At 59.8% G+C, this 16,509-nt stretch carries 15 protein-coding genes; 5 read left to right on the forward strand and 10 right to left on the reverse strand.

Annotated features, from left to right (window positions below; translation table 11 throughout):
* Nucleotides 1-3: 3 nt before the first annotated feature.
* The 3 genes from CO666_RS30750 to CO666_RS30760 all read right to left on the reverse strand — a co-directional run bounded on the left by CO666_RS30750 (nucleotide 4) and on the right by CO666_RS30760 (nucleotide 3,036).
* Complete coding sequence (locus tag CO666_RS30750; RefSeq protein ID WP_425352444.1) at nucleotides 4-1,215, reverse strand: amino acid ABC transporter substrate-binding protein; 1,212 nt, start codon at nucleotides 1,213-1,215, stop codon at nucleotides 4-6.
* A gap of 110 nt (nucleotides 1,216-1,325) precedes the next feature.
* Nucleotides 1,326-1,859, reverse strand: a complete 534-nt coding sequence (locus CO666_RS30755; protein WP_097615745.1) for a cupin domain-containing protein — start codon at nucleotides 1,857-1,859, stop codon at nucleotides 1,326-1,328.
* Nucleotides 1,860-1,920: 61 nt separating this feature from the next.
* Nucleotides 1,921-3,036, reverse strand: a complete 1,116-nt coding sequence (locus CO666_RS30760; protein WP_097615746.1) for an alcohol dehydrogenase catalytic domain-containing protein — start codon at nucleotides 3,034-3,036, stop codon at nucleotides 1,921-1,923.
* A 351-nt stretch (nucleotides 3,037-3,387) separates the two neighbouring features.
* On the opposite strand from CO666_RS30760, the gene CO666_RS30765 reads away from it, so the two are divergent.
* On the forward strand, nucleotides 3,388-4,233 hold the full coding sequence (locus CO666_RS30765; protein WP_097615747.1) for a fumarylacetoacetate hydrolase family protein: 846 nt from the start codon (nucleotides 3,388-3,390) through the stop codon (nucleotides 4,231-4,233).
* 196 nt (nucleotides 4,234-4,429) lie between these two features.
* Here CO666_RS30765 and CO666_RS30770 read toward each other — a convergent pair whose 3' ends face one another.
* The 5 genes from CO666_RS30770 to CO666_RS30790 form a co-directional block, all read right to left on the reverse strand.
* Nucleotides 4,430-5,863, reverse strand: coding sequence for an NAD(P)(+) transhydrogenase (Re/Si-specific) subunit beta (locus tag CO666_RS30770; RefSeq protein WP_097615748.1), 1,434 nt, complete (start codon nucleotides 5,861-5,863; stop codon nucleotides 4,430-4,432).
* Between the two features lie 18 nt (nucleotides 5,864-5,881).
* Nucleotides 5,882-7,456, reverse strand: coding sequence for a Re/Si-specific NAD(P)(+) transhydrogenase subunit alpha (locus CO666_RS30775; protein ID WP_097615749.1), 1,575 nt, complete (start codon nucleotides 7,454-7,456; stop codon nucleotides 5,882-5,884).
* 301 nt (nucleotides 7,457-7,757) lie between these two features.
* Nucleotides 7,758-8,813, reverse strand: coding sequence for an Ldh family oxidoreductase (locus CO666_RS30780; protein WP_097615750.1), 1,056 nt, complete (start codon nucleotides 8,811-8,813; stop codon nucleotides 7,758-7,760).
* The gene (locus tag CO666_RS30785; protein ID WP_097615751.1) at nucleotides 8,810-9,697 is read right to left on the reverse strand and encodes an alpha/beta hydrolase; all 888 of its coding nucleotides are present in this window, start codon (nucleotides 9,695-9,697) and stop codon (nucleotides 8,810-8,812) included. The genes CO666_RS30780 and CO666_RS30785 overlap by 4 nt, the downstream gene beginning before the upstream one ends.
* A 21-nt stretch (nucleotides 9,698-9,718) precedes the next feature.
* The gene (locus tag CO666_RS30790) at nucleotides 9,719-10,624 is read right to left on the reverse strand and encodes a VOC family protein (protein WP_097615752.1); all 906 of its coding nucleotides are present in this window, start codon (nucleotides 10,622-10,624) and stop codon (nucleotides 9,719-9,721) included.
* A 252-nt stretch (nucleotides 10,625-10,876) separates the two neighbouring features.
* Between CO666_RS30790 and CO666_RS30795 the strand changes: the two genes are divergently transcribed.
* Entirely contained in the window at nucleotides 10,877-11,614 is a 738-nt protein-coding gene (locus CO666_RS30795; RefSeq protein ID WP_280951841.1) for an FCD domain-containing protein, read from the forward strand.
* A gap of 91 nt (nucleotides 11,615-11,705) precedes the next feature.
* On the opposite strand, the gene CO666_RS30800 is transcribed toward CO666_RS30795, so the two are convergent.
* Complete coding sequence (locus CO666_RS30800) at nucleotides 11,706-12,710, reverse strand: LysR family transcriptional regulator (protein WP_245436903.1); 1,005 nt, start codon at nucleotides 12,708-12,710, stop codon at nucleotides 11,706-11,708.
* A gap of 86 nt (nucleotides 12,711-12,796) precedes the next feature.
* Here CO666_RS30800 and CO666_RS30805 point away from each other — a divergent pair, with 86 nt between their 5' ends.
* The 3 genes from CO666_RS30805 to CO666_RS30815 are packed head-to-tail and all read left to right on the forward strand — an operon-like array spanning nucleotide 12,797 to nucleotide 15,475.
* On the forward strand, nucleotides 12,797-13,990 hold the full coding sequence (locus tag CO666_RS30805) for a cytochrome P450 (RefSeq protein ID WP_097615754.1): 1,194 nt from the start codon (nucleotides 12,797-12,799) through the stop codon (nucleotides 13,988-13,990).
* 12 nt (nucleotides 13,991-14,002) lie between these two features.
* Nucleotides 14,003-14,323 carry a 2Fe-2S iron-sulfur cluster-binding protein gene (locus CO666_RS30810; RefSeq protein ID WP_097615755.1) on the forward strand — a complete coding sequence of 107 codons (321 nt, stop codon included), beginning with the start codon at nucleotides 14,003-14,005 and terminating at the stop codon, nucleotides 14,321-14,323.
* Nucleotides 14,324-14,326: 3 nt separating this feature from the next.
* Nucleotides 14,327-15,475, forward strand: coding sequence for an NAD(P)/FAD-dependent oxidoreductase (locus CO666_RS30815; protein ID WP_097615756.1), 1,149 nt, complete (start codon nucleotides 14,327-14,329; stop codon nucleotides 15,473-15,475).
* Nucleotides 15,476-15,621: 146 nt separating this feature from the next.
* Here CO666_RS30815 and CO666_RS30820 read toward each other — a convergent pair.
* Nucleotides 15,622-16,509, reverse strand: an 888-nt coding sequence (locus CO666_RS30820) for an electron transfer flavoprotein subunit alpha/FixB family protein (RefSeq protein WP_097615757.1), incomplete at its 5' end; no start/stop codon positions are given.

Genomic DNA, 16,509 nt, shown 5'->3' on the forward strand with positions numbered 1-16,509 from the left:
CAGCTAGGCCCAGGCCGGCTTGGGGATGACCGGCTTGACGGCGCCTGCGCGATCCGCAGGGCCAACGCCGACGAATTTTCCGCCCTGCCACTGACCGAGCAGCCACAGATCGGACATCCTGTTCTCCTTGAGCTTCACGCTGCCAATGATGGTCTCGAAGCTGCCTGAGGCGATTTCGTCGGTGACGGCCTCGCGGTCGAGACCGCGCCGTTCGATGGCCTGCTGGAGTATCTGGAGGCTGGTATAGATAACCGAGCTTGCCCAGTAATCAGGAGGCGTACCGAGAAGCGCCTTGTGGCGTTCGACGTAGGCCTGCATTTCCGGTCGGGAATTATCGATGCCGCCAAGGCTCATCACGCCCTCGACTTTGCCCTCATTAATATCGGCATAGATCGGGAAGCTTGTGCCCACCCCTGTATAGAACACCTTCGGATTGAACGCGTTGAGACGCGCCTGTTTGGCGATGGCGAAGCTGTCCGGCGGATAGGACAGCGCCATGAACACATCGGCGCCCGAGGCCGCGACCTCGTTCAACAGCCCGGCAAAATCCTGGGTTCCGATCGGGTAGGACTTGTCCATCACGATTTCGAGGCCGGCCTCAGGCAGCTTGATCCGCGCTTCCTTGACAAGTTCGATACCGAATCCATCCGCGACGGAAACGATGGCGACCTTCTTGTTGGTGGCGTCGCCGGCAGTTGTGACGACCGTGGCCAGGGCGGCCGCATAGTCGCCGGCGGCCCCCAGGAACCAGAAGCCTCGCTTCCATTTCGAATGAACGTCGATTTCGTCCGGGATCAGCGAGGTACCGATCAGCTGCGGGTAGCCGAAGCGATCCATCAGCGGTGCCACCGCGAGGTTGAAGGCCGTTCCCCACGGAGGGAGAATGAAGTCGACCTTGTCCTGGCGTGCCAGGCGTTCAATGCCGCGGACGACCTCTTCCGTCGTCGAACGGTCGTCATACGCCACCACCTCGATCGGAAGGCGGCTCCCGTCGGGGAGCTTCAGCCCTCCCGCCGCTTTGACGTCGGCCGCCCAAAGTTCATAGTTCGGGATCGTAGTGGATCCGGCGCCCGGCGCGTTCACGCCCGTCTTGGAAACGATGTAGCCGATCTTGACCGACTTGCGGTCGTCGGCCGCTCGCAAGGGGAACCCCGCAGCAAGCACCGCAGCCGACCCCGCTCCCGCAATTACGCTGCGTCTTGTAAACTTCATCATGGTTTTCCTCCCACGGATCAATGCCTTGATGCGGACATGCCTTTCCCGTTCACCGTTCGCCTACATCCGGCGGACGGTGCTCTCGTGCCCCATGATTTCGGCTTCTACCCTTAACGAGCGCCCAGCAGGACGACCGCGATGGTGGCCGGCTTGTCGTTCGGATTTCGCCAGGCGTGACGCGCGCCGTGCTGCACGAAGGTGTCTCCAGGCTTCAGATCGACGGTTGCGCCATCATCGAGTTCCAGCGTGATCCGCCCATTAAGCACGACGCCGTAGTCGAGCGTCGGCGTTTTGTGCATGCCGGGGTTTTCCCTTTCGAACGTTTCCGCGATGCCCGGCGCTGCTTTGGCATGTTCGGGTCCGGCAAGCTCCGGTTTGAAGTCCGGGGACATGAATACCGCGTCGGGAGGAAACGTGATCAGCATGAAGGTCGATCCGCCGGGCGGTTGGAGCAAGGTCCCGCTCGATGCCATCGGATCGTTCCCGTTATACGGTACCGAGGGCACCTCCGAGGTCGTCCAGATGGGCGCCGAGACAAAGCCCGGAGTATGTTGAAGCGTCATTTCCCTCGGCGACGGCCCGTCACTGATGACCACGGCTTTACCTGCAGAATTCTGCCCGAGAACGACTCGTCTGATTGTCATGAAAACCTCCCGTGCGACACTAAGATGAAAGGCCTGCCGGGTTGCCGGCAGGCCACATTCTTCAGGGATGGATCACATAGTTCGAGAAGCCACCGTGACGTTGCGCGATGCCCGAAATCGCCGTGTTCACGTCTGCCAGGGGGAAGCTCTGCGTCTCAAGGATCGAAAAATCGGCTACGCCGGAGGCGACCATGTCGGCCATCTCCTGCCCTTCCTGCGCGGTGAACCATGCCGAGCCGTAGAGCCTTTGATTGTGGTCCATCAGCCAGTGGATATCGATCGGAACGTCCCCGGCGACGGCGCCGATGTCCACAGCGATACCGCCACGGCGCAGACCGCGAAGACCCTGCAGGAAGGTCTCCTGCTTGGCACCGGGACCAAGGCAGTCGATAAAGGCGTCCACCCCCTCCCCGTCGGTGTGCGCGTGCGCGAAGTCGGTTACGCTGCCGTCGTCGATGGAAAACACCTCGATGCGGTTCGGCGCAAGCGCCTTGATTTCCTCAAGGAGCTTCCTGTCACGGCCGGTACCAAGAATTTTGTTGACCCCGAGAGCCAGTCCGAACACCACGCCCCCAATACCAAGCGTTCCGCTGACACCGTTCACGAGGATGGTGTCGCCGGGGCCTGCCTTTACTTTCTTGAGCGCAGAATAGGCCGTCCCCATGTAGCCGAGACGCGCCGCCTGGTCGAAGGTCATGTTGTCGGGAATGGTCACGATCGCGGACGCGGGTGCAACCATGTATTCACTTAGGCCACCGATCGGATAATCGTCAAAAGTCTGCAGCGCCTCTGTGCTGAAACCGAAATAACCCTGGAAGGCGTAGTGGCGGCAGGAAATGTGATCGCCGTGACGGCAGTGGCGGCACGTTCCGCAGCTGCGGCCGGGGTTGACGTAAACGCGGTCCCCTGACTTCAGGCCACGCACGCCTTTGCCAACGGCCGCGATCTCGCCGGCGGGATCGAGACCGAATACCGCCGGCAGCGGCGGCTGTGGCATATGCGGGAACCAGGTCGGCCAGTTGGCGAGAATATTGTGAAGATTGGGCACGATGCCGCAAGCTTTCACTCGGACAAGTACGTCCATGTCGCCAGGCTTCGGCATCTCCAGCGTTTCGATCTTCATCGCGCTGCCGACGGCATGCATGCGCGCAGCCGTCATCGTTGTCGGGATATTCATGTATTCCTCCGATGCTGAAATTTGCCGGCTTCCTCCAGCCGGCTCCTCCATATCGCAAGAGCTACTCCCATATTTTCGAAATTTCAAGTCTTTTCGTAAAAATCATCATTCCTCCGAGAATCTTTACTCATCGCCAGACCTCCGGTGAGCTCGTAGATGAACGACATTTCCCTGTATCCGTGTGGCGACGGCACGGCGAGGGCCGCGGAAATGTCGCCATCCGTCCTTACACCCACGGCTGGGCAGCGTCTGTTGAGTCAGTCCGTGCAGAAAATAAACAACACACTTGTCAAACCGCGCTCCTGGATTTACGATATTATACATATTTTCGAAATTATAAGGGCATTTCGAATGCGGTATTTGAGTTTCGTTCACAATGGCGTCTCGCGATATGGCTGTGTCGTCGGAGGTGATTCTCTTTGCGATCTCGGGCGGCGTACGGGCCTGCCGGACCTGAAAAGCCATATAGCGACGTATTTCGACAGCCTCGGCAAGGAAGCGGACCTCGAAGCAGATTTCCATCTGGCTGAAGTCTTGCTTCAGCCTGTCATGCCTAATCCCGAGAAGGTGATCTGCGTGGCGGTCAACTATCGCGAAGGCGACTATCCCTCTCCAGACGAACCAAAATATCCCGTTGTTTTCACCAGGTTCGCCAACGCCCAGGCGGGTCACGAAGTACCGCTCATCAAGCCCGACGTCTCTGACAAGTTCGATTACGAAGGCGAACTGGCCGTAATAATCGGTCGGTCGGGCCATAGGATCGCCGAGACCGACGCCCTTGGCCATATCGCGGGCTACACCTGTTTCAATGATGGCAGCGTCCGTGATTGGCAAAAGCACTCCTCCCAGTTCACGCCCGGCAAGAACTTCCTGCAAACCGCCGGCTTCGGACCTTGGATGGTGTCAGCGGATGAGATTCCGGATCCCTCGGGACTGGATCTGTCGACCAGGGTGAACGGAGAGCTGCGGCAGTCGACCAACACCAGGCGCATGATGTTCTCGATACCGTGGCTGATCTCCTATCTCAGCCAGTTCACCAAATTGGAACCGGGCGACGTCATCGTAACCGGAACACCAAAGGGGTTCGGTTCAAGCCTTCAGCCGCCAAGATTTCTGCAGGTGGGCGACGTTGTGGAAGTGGAAATCACAGGCATCGGTGTCTTGCGCAACACGGTCGCCGCTGAAATGCGCATCTGAGTACTGAAAGACAGCGCGAGAGAGAGAAAGAGACAGATCGAGCTGTAGAGAAGTGCCTCAGTGAAAGCTTCCTGGTCAGAGAAAACATGCACCCGCCCTCGATCGATTGCGATCAAGTTATATTTCGAAATATATATACAATAGTTAATAGGGAAGCATGCGATAGCGAAGGTGTGTCCGTGTCAGCTCGCAAGGTTCACCTAAATGCCGGCAGCAACTGGTCGATACTCTTCTTTGCATCGCCATAGAACATACGCGTGTTCTCCTTGTAGAACAGCGGGTTCTCGATGCCTGAGTAGCCGGTCCCCTGTCCTCGCTTGGAAACGAAGACCTGCTTGGCCTTCCAGACTTCGAGAACAGGCATGCCAGCGATCGGTGAATTCGGGTCTTCCTGGGCGGCCGGATTGACGATGTCGTTGGAGCCGATGACTATGACGACGTCGGTCTCATGGAAGTCGTCGTTGATTTCGTCCATCTCGAGCACGATGTCGTAGGGAACCTTGGCTTCAGCCAGCAGCACGTTCATGTGGCCCGGAAGACGCCCGGCGACGGGATGGATAGCGAAGCGGACGTTCTTGCCTGCGGCGCGCAGCTTGCGGGTGAGTTCGGAGACGGACTGTTGAGCCTGAGCCACGGCCATGCCGTAGCCGGGCACGATGATGACGCTGTCGGCATCGTTGAGGGCGGCGGCCACGCCTTCGGCATCGATCGCGATCTGCTCACCGGATATCTCAATCTGTGGCCCTGTCGCCGTGCCGAAGCCACCGAGAATGACCGAGATGAACGAGCGGTTCATCGCCTTGCACATGATGTAGGAAAGGATCGCGCCCGACGAGCCGACGAGCGCGCCGGTGACGATCAACAGGTCGTTGCCGAGCGTAAAGCCGATGGCAGCCGCCGCCCAACCGGAATAGGAATTCAGCATCGAGACGACGACCGGCATATCGGCTCCGCCAATGCCCATGATCAGGTGATAGCCGATGAAGAAGGCGGCGAGCGTCATGAGGACGAGCGTCCAGGTGCCGGCGCCATTGAAGTAAACGGCGAGCAGGGCCAACGACAGCCCCAATGCGCCGGCATTGAGGAGATGCCCGCCCGGCAGCTTCTTCGCCTTGCCGTCCACCTTGCCGGCAAGCTTGCCGAAAGCGACGACGGAACCGGTGAAGGTGACGGCGCCGATGAAGATGCCGAGGAAGACCTCAACCTTCATGATCGACAGTTCCACAGGCTCCTTGTGGGCGAGGATTGCGGCAAAGCCGGTGAGCACCGCCCGCGAGGCGTCATTGGGGTCCGCGACATGGGCTGCTTCAATATGGGCATTGAATCCAATGAAGACGGCAGCCAGGCCGACAAAGGAGTGCAGCGCCGCGACAAGCTGCGGCATCTCGGTCATCTGCACCCGCGAGGCCACATGATAGCCGAGCACCGAGCCACCGGCGATCATTAGCACGACCACCAGCCAGTTGCCGACATCAGGTCCGAAGACCGTGGCGATGATGGCAAGGCCCATACCTGTCATGCCGTACCAGACCGCGCGCTTGGCGCTTTCCTGGCCGGAAAGCCCGCCAAGCGAGAGGATGAAGAGAATGGCTGCCGCGATGTAGGCGGCCAAAACGATACCGATCATCATAGTGATACCCCTGCCCGATCAGGACTTCTGGAACATGGCGAGCATGCGCCGGGTGACGAGGAAGCCGCCGACGATGTTGATCGTGGCGATCAACACCGAAAGCGCCGCAAGCACCATCACCAGCCAGTTGCCCGAGCCGATCTGCAACAGGGCCCCGAGAACGACGATGCCGGAAACCGCATTGGTGACGGCCATCAGCGGCGTGTGCAGCGAATGCGAGACGTTCCAGATGACCTGGAAGCCGACGAAGCAAGCCAGCACGAAGACGACGAAATGGTTCATGAAGCTTGAAGGCGCAAATGCGCCGACGAGCAGCAGCAGAGCCGTGCCGATGGCGAGAAACGCGAACTGGCTTCTGGTTTGCGCCTTGAAGGTGGCAGCCTCGGCGGCACGCTTTTCCTCCGGCGTCGGCTCCTTCACCTTTTCCTTTGGTTTCTGCACGGCGATCGCGGCGATCTTCGGCGGCGGCGGGGGATAGGTGATCGCGCCGTCGAAGGTGACGGTCGCACCACGGATGACGTCGTCCTCCATGTTGTGGACGATCTTGCCGTCCTTTCCGGGCGTCAGATCGGCAATCATATGACGGATGTTGGTGGCGTAGAGTGTCGAGGATTGTGCTGCCATGCGGCTCGGGAAATCGGTGTAACCGATGATGATGACGCCGTTGTCGGAGACGACGCGCTGATCGGCGACGGTCAGATCGCAGTTGCCGCCACGTTCGGCGGCAAGGTCGACGATAACCGAACCCGAGTTCATCGCCGCCACCATGTCGGCAAGCCAGAGCTTCGGCGCGTCCCGGCCGGGGATCAGCGCCGTGGTGATGACGATGTCGATCTGAGGCGCGAGTTCACGGAACCTGGCCAGTTGCTTTTCGCGGAATTCCGGAGAGGACGGGGCAGCATAGCCGCCGGTTGCCGCGCCATCCTGTTGATCGCCGGCAAAATCGAGATAGACGAATTCGGCGCCCATGCTCTCGATCTGCTCGGCGACTTCCGGACGGACGTCGAACGCATAGGTCTGTGCGCCAAGCGAGGTGGCGACGCCGATTGCCGCGAGACCGGCGACCCCTGCACCGATCACCAGCACCTTTGCCGGCGGCACCTTGCCGGCCGCCGTCACCTGTCCGGTGAAGAACCGGCCGAAATTGTTGCCCGCCTCGATTACCGCCCGGTAGCCGGCGATATTGGCCATCGACGACAGCGCATCCATCTTCTGCGCACGCGAGATTCGCGGCACCATGTCCATCGCGATGACGTTGACGCCTTTCGACCGTGCAAGCTCCAGTAGCTCACCGTTCTGGCCGGGATAGAAGAACGAAATCAGCGTCTGGCCAGCTCGCAGGCGCTCGACCTCCGCCGGCTCCGGCGGGCGCACCTTTGCGATAACATCGGCGACCGTATAAAGCGTGGCCGCGTCGGGTACAATCGTCACACCTGCGGCGCGATAAGCATCGTCGGAAAAACCGGCGCGGTTCCCCGCGCCGGTTTCTATGGCACAGCCATGGCCGAGCTTCTGCAGTGCTTGCGCAGTATCGGGTGTCATGCCAACGCGTGCTTCTCCCTCACGCGTCTCTCTTGGGGTACCGATCAGCAAAACCTGTCTCCTGCGCTTTTCCGTTTCAACACGTTGTATCGTATCGATAAACGACGATGCTGCGATGCTTTGGCGGCACCATGCATCGGCTCGAGACACGTGTCGGTGCCCTCTAGCGGCATGGTGTGGGTGATCATGGGTCGATGGACATAGCCCCATCAGTTGACGATATCAGAACGTCCCGGGCGACCGCGCGCCGCCGAGGTGCTGCCCGTTCACGTGTGAGCGGGGTTGGAAGGCGGGTGAGGATTTCCTGGTCCGCGCCGGTCGACTGTCGGCGACAGCGCGATATATCAGCCCGTCAGGTCAGTTCGGAAGGCACAGGAACGCCGCGTTTGATACCCTCCTCACAGAGACGCCGGGCGGTGCCCATAGCAATCGGGATGCCTTCGGCGCTTCGTTTCTCGGCCATCAGATATCCGCGTTCTCCTGGCAGGAATACCGCCTCGACGCCGGCAGCGGGGGGTAAGGCCTTGATAGCTTGCGCCAAGCTAGCCACGTCTTGGGCAACCGGATTCGAAAGACCGAAGGCGAGCGGATTGACAGCAATCGCCAGGCCGTTGAACCCGTTGTCCTTTTTGTCGGACAGGGCTGCGGATATCAGAGGATTGCCGCCAAGTAGGCTCACGAGGACCTCAATCATCAGCGAAAGGCCGGAACCCTTGGGCCCCGCCATTGGCAGCAAGGCCTTGACCTTGCCAGGATCAGTCGTCGGGACCCCTTCGGCGTCCACGCCCCAGTCCCGAGGAATCGGGTGGCCGGCGTCCTTCGCGGCCAAGACTTTCCCGAGCGCGACGGCCGCCGTCGACATGTCGAAAATCAACGGATTTCGCCCATCCCCTGTCGGAGCACTGATCGCCACCGGATTTGTCGAAACCCCCTCGCTGCGTGCTCCATGATAGACCATCAAGGGCTTCGAGGCCGACATGACGATACCAATCATACCTGCCTGGGCGATTTTTTCGGCAAAGTAACCGATAGCGCCAGAATGGCTGGTGCGGGAGATTTCACAAAGACCGATGCCGAACTTTACCGCCAGATCCACTGCCTTCTTCGCGGCGATGGACATACCGGCCGCACCGGGAACAAGATCGCCGTCGAGACGGCAGATAGCGCCGAACTCGTGCTTCACTTTAGGCTCGGCGTTACCCTTCACGATGCCGAGCTCGACCATCTCGATATAGCGGGGAATGCGCAAAACACCGTGGGAATCGGCACCACGCAGATTGGCCCAGACCAGAAGCTCAGCGGATTGAATTGCATATTCCTTGCCGAAACCACCGGACTTCAACAGTGCCGTGGCGAAATCGACCAATGCGTTGCGACCGATCAGCTTTTTCTCAGAAGCACCCTTCATGACGCACTACTCAACGGAGACGGGAAAAACTTGTCGAGCCAGCCCTTCATCATCGCCTTCGTGCGCGGCGCATCACCTGGCGCGAGCGGAAAATGCGCCGTCGTATCGATCAGCATGAGCTCGGTCGGGTGACCGGCCTTCTCGAACATGCGGATGGATTCGCTGGTTGGCGTGATGATGTCGTTGGCGGTATGGAACAGAAGCAGCGGCCGCGGCGCGATGTTCCCGACGACGTCGTCAGCCCGGAAATTATACATGGACCATGCGGTTTCTACCGGGATCTCCATGATCGCCTTCGGAGAGAGGTTCTTGCGCAGATGTTCCGGGATCGGCACGGCATCGAAGCGAGACATCCAGAGGCTTTCGCCGGTCTCTTGCTTATGCTTGCGACCCTTTTCGAGGGTGCCGATGAATTTGTCCCATGACTCCGTCGTCGGATGCTGGCCGCGGAATTTGCGTTCGCCGTCACCCCAGCCGCAGGAGGAAAGGCAGCATGCGACACGGTCGTCCACACCCGCCGTATAGACCGAGACAGCTGCGCCAAAACTATGACCGGTGATGCCGATACGCGCCGGATCCACCTCCTCGCGGCCCGCAAGGAAAGTCAGGGCGTTCTTGGCATCCGCGACCTGGTCGAAGCAACGTACCTGCGCACGCTCGCCCTCGCTTTCTCCACAGCTTCGGAAGTCGAAACGCAGCGCCACATAGCCGAATGTTTCCATCATTTCCGCCTGGATCTGGGCATGGCTCTCATCCTTCGAGCCGACAAAGCCATGGCAGACGATGAACGCGGGAAGCTTTTGCCCGGCCTTGCGACCATCCGGAACATGGAGAACGGCCGATAGCTTCAGTCCATCCGACATGAACGTGAGTTTCTCTTGCATTGTCTCTTACCTCGAATTTGTTCAGGCGATCTTGGTGAAAGGGTGGAAGTATTCCCGCCACTCCAGAGGCGCCGGCGTGCCCCAGACGTTCATGTCGCGCACGTTGCCGGGCCGCTCCAGATTCGTGATGACGTTGGGCTCGAAATGGGCATCGTCAGCGATATGCGACATTGGGCCCGAGCATTCGATCATCATGCCGCTGGCATCGGTGTAATAGGCGTAAGTGTTGTCTCCAGGACGATGTCGTCCGGGCCCCCAAAGGAGCTGCCGGTCAAAGCGATCGAGGATATCGCCGAGCCGGCAGTACATGTTGAACTCCGGGAACTCGAACGAGACATGGTGCAAGCCAGCTGCGGTCCCCTTGACCAGGCCAAGGATATGGTGCTGGCGGTTGCCGCCATGCATCCAGCTCAGGGCATCATTGACCATGCGCTCCGAGAGCTTCATGCCGCCAATGGCCTCAAGCTGCGCTCTGGTGGCAACCGGATCCGGCGAGATCAGATTGATGTGATCGATTCGGCGCGGCATGATCCCGTTCGTCGGAAAGCGCTGGCCCCGAATGTCATTGCGGATCGGCGTATGGACTTCAAAACGCAGGCCCTCCGGCGTCGCGAAGGTAAAGCCAGCGTCCATGCAGGACAGACTTGGCTCCCGAGACAGAAGACGACAACCGGCAGCCTCAACACGCGACGCCGCAGCCTCCACATCGGTGCTGGTCAGGGTCTCAAGGCCGATCGTATGGGCGGAATTCTCATCGGCATGGACCAGCACCAGTTCGGCTGCGCGGCCATTCGAGCTCAGCCAGGTCTCACCCTTATCCTGATGGGAGACCCTTAGGCCCAGAATTTCGGTCGAATCCCGAATAACCGCATCCGGATCCATCACGTTGACCTTCATGTGCCCGACGGCGTGCACGAGGTGCGTCATATTTTCCTCCCTTGAACTCACGATGCCTTAGGCCCGTTGCCGATCCTGATACGCTAGTTATGTCGTCGGTGCAACATATTTTCGAAATTATAGCGTTTTGCGAAAATTATGGAAACGACGAGTTTTGGGAGGTTCTCAACTCGGCGAGAAGGGCGAAATTTCGCCAAGATTGATTTTTTCGAAATTTTCTCTAGACTCCACTCGGTGTTAAACGCATGGCGGCTCAGCCGATGAGATGCCGGGAGGCAAGTCTTGGAACAACAGAATGCAGGCGGTGAGACGAGAGCCGGCGATGTGCTGCAGCGCATGCGGCAGGATATCGTGAATTGCGTTCTCAAACCCGGCGAGAAATTGCGCTTCGAAAGCCTGCGCGAACGCTACGAAGTTAGTTTCTCGACATTGAGAGAAGCTCTTTCACGCCTCGCCGCCGAGAACCTTGTGGTAGCGGAGGGGCAGCGCGGTTTTGTCGTCGCCCCCGTGTCGATTGCCGATCTCAACGATCTCACGGACGTGCGTGTGCTCGTTGAACGCGAAGCGCTTGCCAAAGCGATACGCAAAGGCGATGACCTTTGGGAAGGTAATATTCTCTCCGCATTTCATCGAATGGAGAGACTCCAGCAACGCATCGGCCGGGAATATTACCTTTCCGATGAATGGAGCGTGGTGCACGGTGAATTCCATTATTCGCTTGTTGCAGCCTGCGGCTCGCCAGTGCTGCTTGAGATGAGGGCGAAACTGTTCGAACGTGCGCATCGCTATCGCCGCATGTCGTCACAGTTTCGTACGAAATGGCGGGAAAAGGACGTTGAACACAAGATGATCGTCGACGCCGTCATGGATCGGAATATCGAGACGGCTCTTAGCTTGATCGAACGCCACATCCGCGAAACAAGCGAGAACGTCATCGAGCATGCGGGTCATCTGTTTCCAGAATTGACGACAGAAACCCGGCGCCCCACCAAGAAGCCGGCGACCGTAGCTGCCGAGTAACGACTGTCGGGCGAGTTCTTTACCTGTTCTGGTGAAAGGTGGCGGCAACTCGTCTTTCCGAGGTCAAAAAAAGCACCGATCCGAGTTCCGTCTATGAGCTGTCGCTCTGGATTGGTGTCGCAAATTCCTGTTCATCATCGCATCCGTCCGGGGACCGATTAAGGCGAGAAGCGGTGACGTCAGCCAGAAGCTGCCGCACCCAGCGATGCAAGCCCGATTTATGAGTTCGCTCCGTCCAATACATGTCGATTTCGATTGGAATGTGGACCGGAAAGCGCCGCACGCAGAGCCCGCCATAAGTACGCGCCAGTCTGTTTGGAATGGTCGCGACAAGATCCGTGCCGGCGATCATCAATTCAATGCTGTCATGGCTCGGAAGGGTGAGCTGTGGCGTCAAAAAGATATCGCGCTCGCGCAGCGCAGCGAAGTAAAGCGCTTGCCATTGGCCGTTATGCGTGACGGCGACGTGGGCCGCTTCCCGAAAGCGATCGAGCGTCAACTCACCTGTGGCCAGCGGGTTGTCCGCATCCATGACACACGAATAGTGGTCACAGAATAATCTCCTGCGGAAATAGCCTTCCCCGAGGATGCGAACCGGCCCAAGCACGATATCGGCACTGTTTTCCCTCAACTGCTGCTTTCCGTTGACCGCCGATTCCAAGACATTCAGGACGACCTTGGGCGCCGCAGCGCGCAGGGCCGCGATCAATGCGGGCAATAGCAGGAAACGTTCATGGTGATTGCATGAAAGTGTCACCGCGCCTTCCGCCGTCACCGGGTCGAATTCCTGTGGCACCGCAATCGCCAGCATGCGGTTCACCATTTCACGCGCCTGAGATACTAGGTCGCCGCACTTGTCTGTCTGGGCAATACGATTGCCCTGGCGCACAAAGAGGGGGTCACCGAAGGCGCGGCGAAGGCGATCGATCGTATAGCTCACCGTCGATTGGCTGACATCCAGCTGCGCGGCCGCGGCTGAAAACGACCCAGCGTCATGGACCGTCACAAGCACATGCATCGATCTGAGATCGATCTGGGCCAAATCGTCCGGAATCATCCCTCCTCCTACGTCATCGAAGAATCCGATGGCCACCATCGTATCCATCCAATTGTCGCAAGAAAAGTCCCTCTATAACGTCAAGGACGAGTAAGTCGCTGGAGGGCGAGTCTGGAGGAGATAACATGCTTGCAAGCAATCAAACATCTGTGCCCGTTATTTCGGACGTCTCATTCGCGGAACTTCTGACGGATCCTTACCCGGCTTATAAACGCGCGCGCGAGACGGCTGCCATCGTCAGGATCGAAGCGGCCAATATCATGGTCGCAACGCGCTACGACGACATCATGGCCATGGAGCGAGACCTGGAGACCTTCTCCTCGGTCAACCCGCAATCCCTTGTTAATAAGGTGATGGGCCGCACCATGATGCGCAAGGACGGGGAGGCTCACGCGCGGGAGCGCAAAGCTATCGAGCCGGCATTGCGTCCAGGCGCCGTCAAATCCTGCTGGGCGCCGCGGCTAGAGGTCATTTTCGACGAGGTTATGGCCGCCTTTGAGAAGGATGGTGCGGCCGATCTGTTCCACGCGCTGGCAGCGCCCATGGCCGGTCGGGCGCTGGCGGAGGTGCTTGGCTTCATCGATGTCGACTGGCCGACGATGGCGCTGTGGTCGCAATCATTGATCGACGGCGCCGGCAACTACTCCGCCGATCCGGAGATTTCCCGCAAGGCGGAAGAAGCCGCACGAGGGGTAGAAGAGGCAATCGACCGCGCCCTGCCTCATCATCGCGACAATCCGAACAGCTCTGTTCTGTCCTCGATGATCCATGCCGAAGATCCACATACGCTCGAGCAGATCTATGCCAATATCAAAGTCGCGGTCGGCGGCGGCCTGAACGAACCGCGCGACTCGATCCTGACGCTGGTGCTGGGGCTACTGGAGAACCCCGATCAGCTCGAACGGGTCAAAGCTGACCCGAACCTCTGGCCCACGGCCTTTGAGGAATCGGTCCGCTGGATCTCACCGATCGGCATGTATCCGCGGCGCGTTACCCGCGACATCGTCTTTTCCGGCGTTCGGTTGCGTGAGGGAGACCAGATCGGTCTTTGTGTCGGCGCCGCCAACCGCGATGCCGGCCGGTTCGCCGAACCGGATCGCTTCGATGTCTTCCGGGAAAAGAAATCGCATCTCGCTTTTGGCGCCGGACCTCATTTCTGCGCCGGCACTTGGCTCGCGCGCCACATGGTCGGACGCCTCGTCGTGCCGAGATTGTTCGCGCGCCTTCGCAATCTGCGCCTGACTGATCCTGGCGCGGTCCGCATCCAGGGGTGGGTCTTCCGCGGCCCGACCACCCTTCCGGTCACCTGGAACGGTTGAGAGGAGGACAAAATGACCAACATCACTTTCATGCTTCCGGACGGAAGCAAGCTTGCCTGCAACGCATCCGAAGGCCTCAGCCTGATGGAAGTAGCCCTGCAGAATTCGGTCACGGGCATCATCGCCGAGTGCAATGGCGCGGCCGCCTGTGGGACCTGTCACGTGATCGTCGATGAACATCTCTGGAGCGAACTCGATCCTGTCGGCGAGCACGAAAACGACATGCTCGACTTTACGGCCTCGGCACGCGAACCCGGTAGCCGCCTCAGTTGCCAGATCAAGGTGGATGCGCGCCTCAATGGCGCATTGGTCCGAATCCCGACAGAGCTGTGAACCATGACCACGCGTATCGTCATCATCGGCGCCGGACAAGCGGGCTTCGCCGCTGCTGCGAAACTGAGGCAGCAGAAGTTCGACGGTGCGATAACACTGCTCGGCGCTGAGAAGGTCATGCCCTATCAGCGCCCACCGCTCAGCAAGGCCTATCTGTTGGGCAAGCTTTCAGCCGAGCGCCTGTCCCTTCGCAACGAGGCGTTCTACCAGCAGCAGGGGATCGACATACGGTCCGACGAACCCGCAGTCTCGATCGATGGCGCCCGCAGGACCGTCGAAACATCACGTTCGCAGATATCCTACGATCATCTGGTTATTGCCACCGGGTCCAATCCGGTGCGACTGCCGGCACGCATGACGGAACGTGTCGATGGAATCTTCTACCTGAGGAGCAAGGCCGATGCGGATAGATTGCAGCCGCTGTTTATTCCCGGCGCCCGGCTGCTCGTCGTCGGCGGAGGGTATGTTGGGCTCGAGGTGGCGGCGGCTGCGCGCCAAGTCGGCGCAGCGGTGACACTGGTGGAAGCGGCACCACGCATTTTGAACCGCGTCGCCGCTGAACCGACAGCGACCTTTTTTCGGGAATTGCACCGCTCCCAAGGCGTCGACATCCGCGAGGGCACCGGCCTCATCGGGCTCAAAGCGGAGGGTGCGGCGGTGGCGGCCGCGTTGGGGGACGGATCGTCTCTGTCCTGTGACGCGGTCGTGGTCGGGATTGGAGTCCAACCGGAAACCACCCTCGCAATGTCGGCCGGCATCGATACGGATAACGGCATCGTCGTCGACCAATTCGGCCGGACATCCGATCCCACCGTCTGGGCTGCGGGCGACTGCGCCACATTCTTCCATAGAGGAGAGCTGATCCGTATCGAGTCGGTTCCGCACGCAATCGACCAGGCGGAACATGTGGCGCGCAATATCCTCGGAGCGGAAGTTCCTTATTGCCCGCGGCCGTGGTTTTGGTCCGATCAATATCAGACGAAACTGCAGATCGCCGGCCTGAACCGGGGTTATGACCGAGCCACCGCCGCGGCAGGTGCGACGGAGGGCAGTTTGACTGTGTCCTATCTGAGCGGCGATCGTCTTCTCGCTGTCGATTGCCTGAACGATCCTCGCAGCTTCATGCAAGCCAAGCGTAATCTTGGTCTCTGACGGTCAAGAACAGGAGCTCGCTCCAAATACATCCTCCAACGAAGACACGGCCCTGCCGGCGAAGTCGAACATGGTCAGGCTGAACGTTTCGACGGCAGCGCCGTCACCAATGGTTCGTTTGATGTCCGAGGAGGTGATGGCCTGGTTCAAAGCGCCTTCTGCAATTCCGGCAGGGCTTCGAACAGATCGGCGACCAGACCGTAGTCGGCGACCTGGAAGATCGGCGCCTCCTCGTCCTTATTGATGGCGACGATGACCTTCGAATCCTTCATGCCGGCCAGATGCTGGATGGCGCCGGAGATGCCGGCGGCGATATAAAGATCAGGCGCCACCACCTTGCCGGTCTGGCCGACCTGCCAGTCGTTCGGCGCATAACCGGCATCGACGGCCGCACGGCTGGCGCCGACGGCAGCTCCGAGCTTGTCGGCCAGCGGCAGGATGACTTCGCGGAATTTCTCCGCCGAACCCAGCGCCCGGCCACCGGAGAGGATGATCTTCGCCGAGGTCAGCTCCGGACGGTCGGAGGCCGACAGTGCGTCCTTGACGAACGTCGACAGACCGGGATCGGAAACGGCCGGGATGACCTCGACCGCGGCGGAGCCGCCTTCTGCTCCGGAGGCAAACGAGGCGGTGCGCACGGTGATGACCTTCTTGGCATCGCTTGCCTGCACCGTCTGGATGGCATTGCCGGCATAGATCGGCCGCTTGAAGGTATCGGATGAGACGACTTCGACGATCTCCGAGACCTGGGCGACATCGAGCAGGGCGGCGACGCGCGGCAGCACGTTCTTGCCGACCGAAGTGGCGGCAGACAGGATCGTGTCATAAGAGCCGGCGAGCGAAACGATCAGGTCGGAGAGCGGCTCGGCCAGATTGTTGGCGAGCGCATCGCTTTCGGCCAAGAGCACCTTGGTAACGCCGGAGAGTTTGGCCGCCTGTTCGGCCGCAGCCTTGGCCCCCTTGCCGGCGACCAGCACATGGACATCGCTTGCCTGTTCCTTGGCGATCTGGCTTGCCGCCGTCAGTGCCTTGGC

The organism is Rhizobium chutanense (genome assembly GCF_002531935.1).
GTDB classification, from domain to species: domain Bacteria; phylum Pseudomonadota; class Alphaproteobacteria; order Rhizobiales; family Rhizobiaceae; genus Rhizobium; species Rhizobium chutanense.

Excerpts from the sequence above, each read along its gene's own strand:
- CO666_RS30750 (WP_425352444.1), bottom strand. The coding sequence starts at position 1,215 with ATGATGAAGTTTACAAGACGCAGCGTAATTGCGGGAGCGGGGTCGGCT.
- CO666_RS30755 (WP_097615745.1), bottom strand. The coding sequence starts at position 1,859 with ATGACAATCAGACGAGTCGTTCTCGGGCAGAATTCTGCAGGTAAAGCC.
- CO666_RS30760 (WP_097615746.1), bottom strand. The coding sequence starts at position 3,036 with ATGAATATCCCGACAACGATGACGGCTGCGCGCATGCATGCCGTCGGC.
- CO666_RS30765 (WP_097615747.1), top strand. The coding sequence starts at position 3,388 with ATGCGGTATTTGAGTTTCGTTCACAATGGCGTCTCGCGATATGGCTGT.
- CO666_RS30770 (WP_097615748.1), bottom strand. The coding sequence starts at position 5,863 with ATGATGATCGGTATCGTTTTGGCCGCCTACATCGCGGCAGCCATTCTC.
- CO666_RS30780 (WP_097615750.1), bottom strand. The coding sequence starts at position 8,813 with ATGAAGGGTGCTTCTGAGAAAAAGCTGATCGGTCGCAACGCATTGGTC.
- CO666_RS30785 (WP_097615751.1), bottom strand. The coding sequence starts at position 9,697 with ATGCAAGAGAAACTCACGTTCATGTCGGATGGACTGAAGCTATCGGCC.
- CO666_RS30790 (WP_097615752.1), bottom strand. The coding sequence starts at position 10,624 with ATGACGCACCTCGTGCACGCCGTCGGGCACATGAAGGTCAACGTGATG.
- CO666_RS30800 (WP_245436903.1), bottom strand. The coding sequence starts at position 12,710 with ATGGTGGCCATCGGATTCTTCGATGACGTAGGAGGAGGGATGATTCCG.
- CO666_RS30805 (WP_097615754.1), top strand. The coding sequence starts at position 12,797 with ATGCTTGCAAGCAATCAAACATCTGTGCCCGTTATTTCGGACGTCTCA.
- CO666_RS30810 (WP_097615755.1), top strand. The coding sequence starts at position 14,003 with ATGACCAACATCACTTTCATGCTTCCGGACGGAAGCAAGCTTGCCTGC.
- CO666_RS30815 (WP_097615756.1), top strand. The coding sequence starts at position 14,327 with ATGACCACGCGTATCGTCATCATCGGCGCCGGACAAGCGGGCTTCGCC.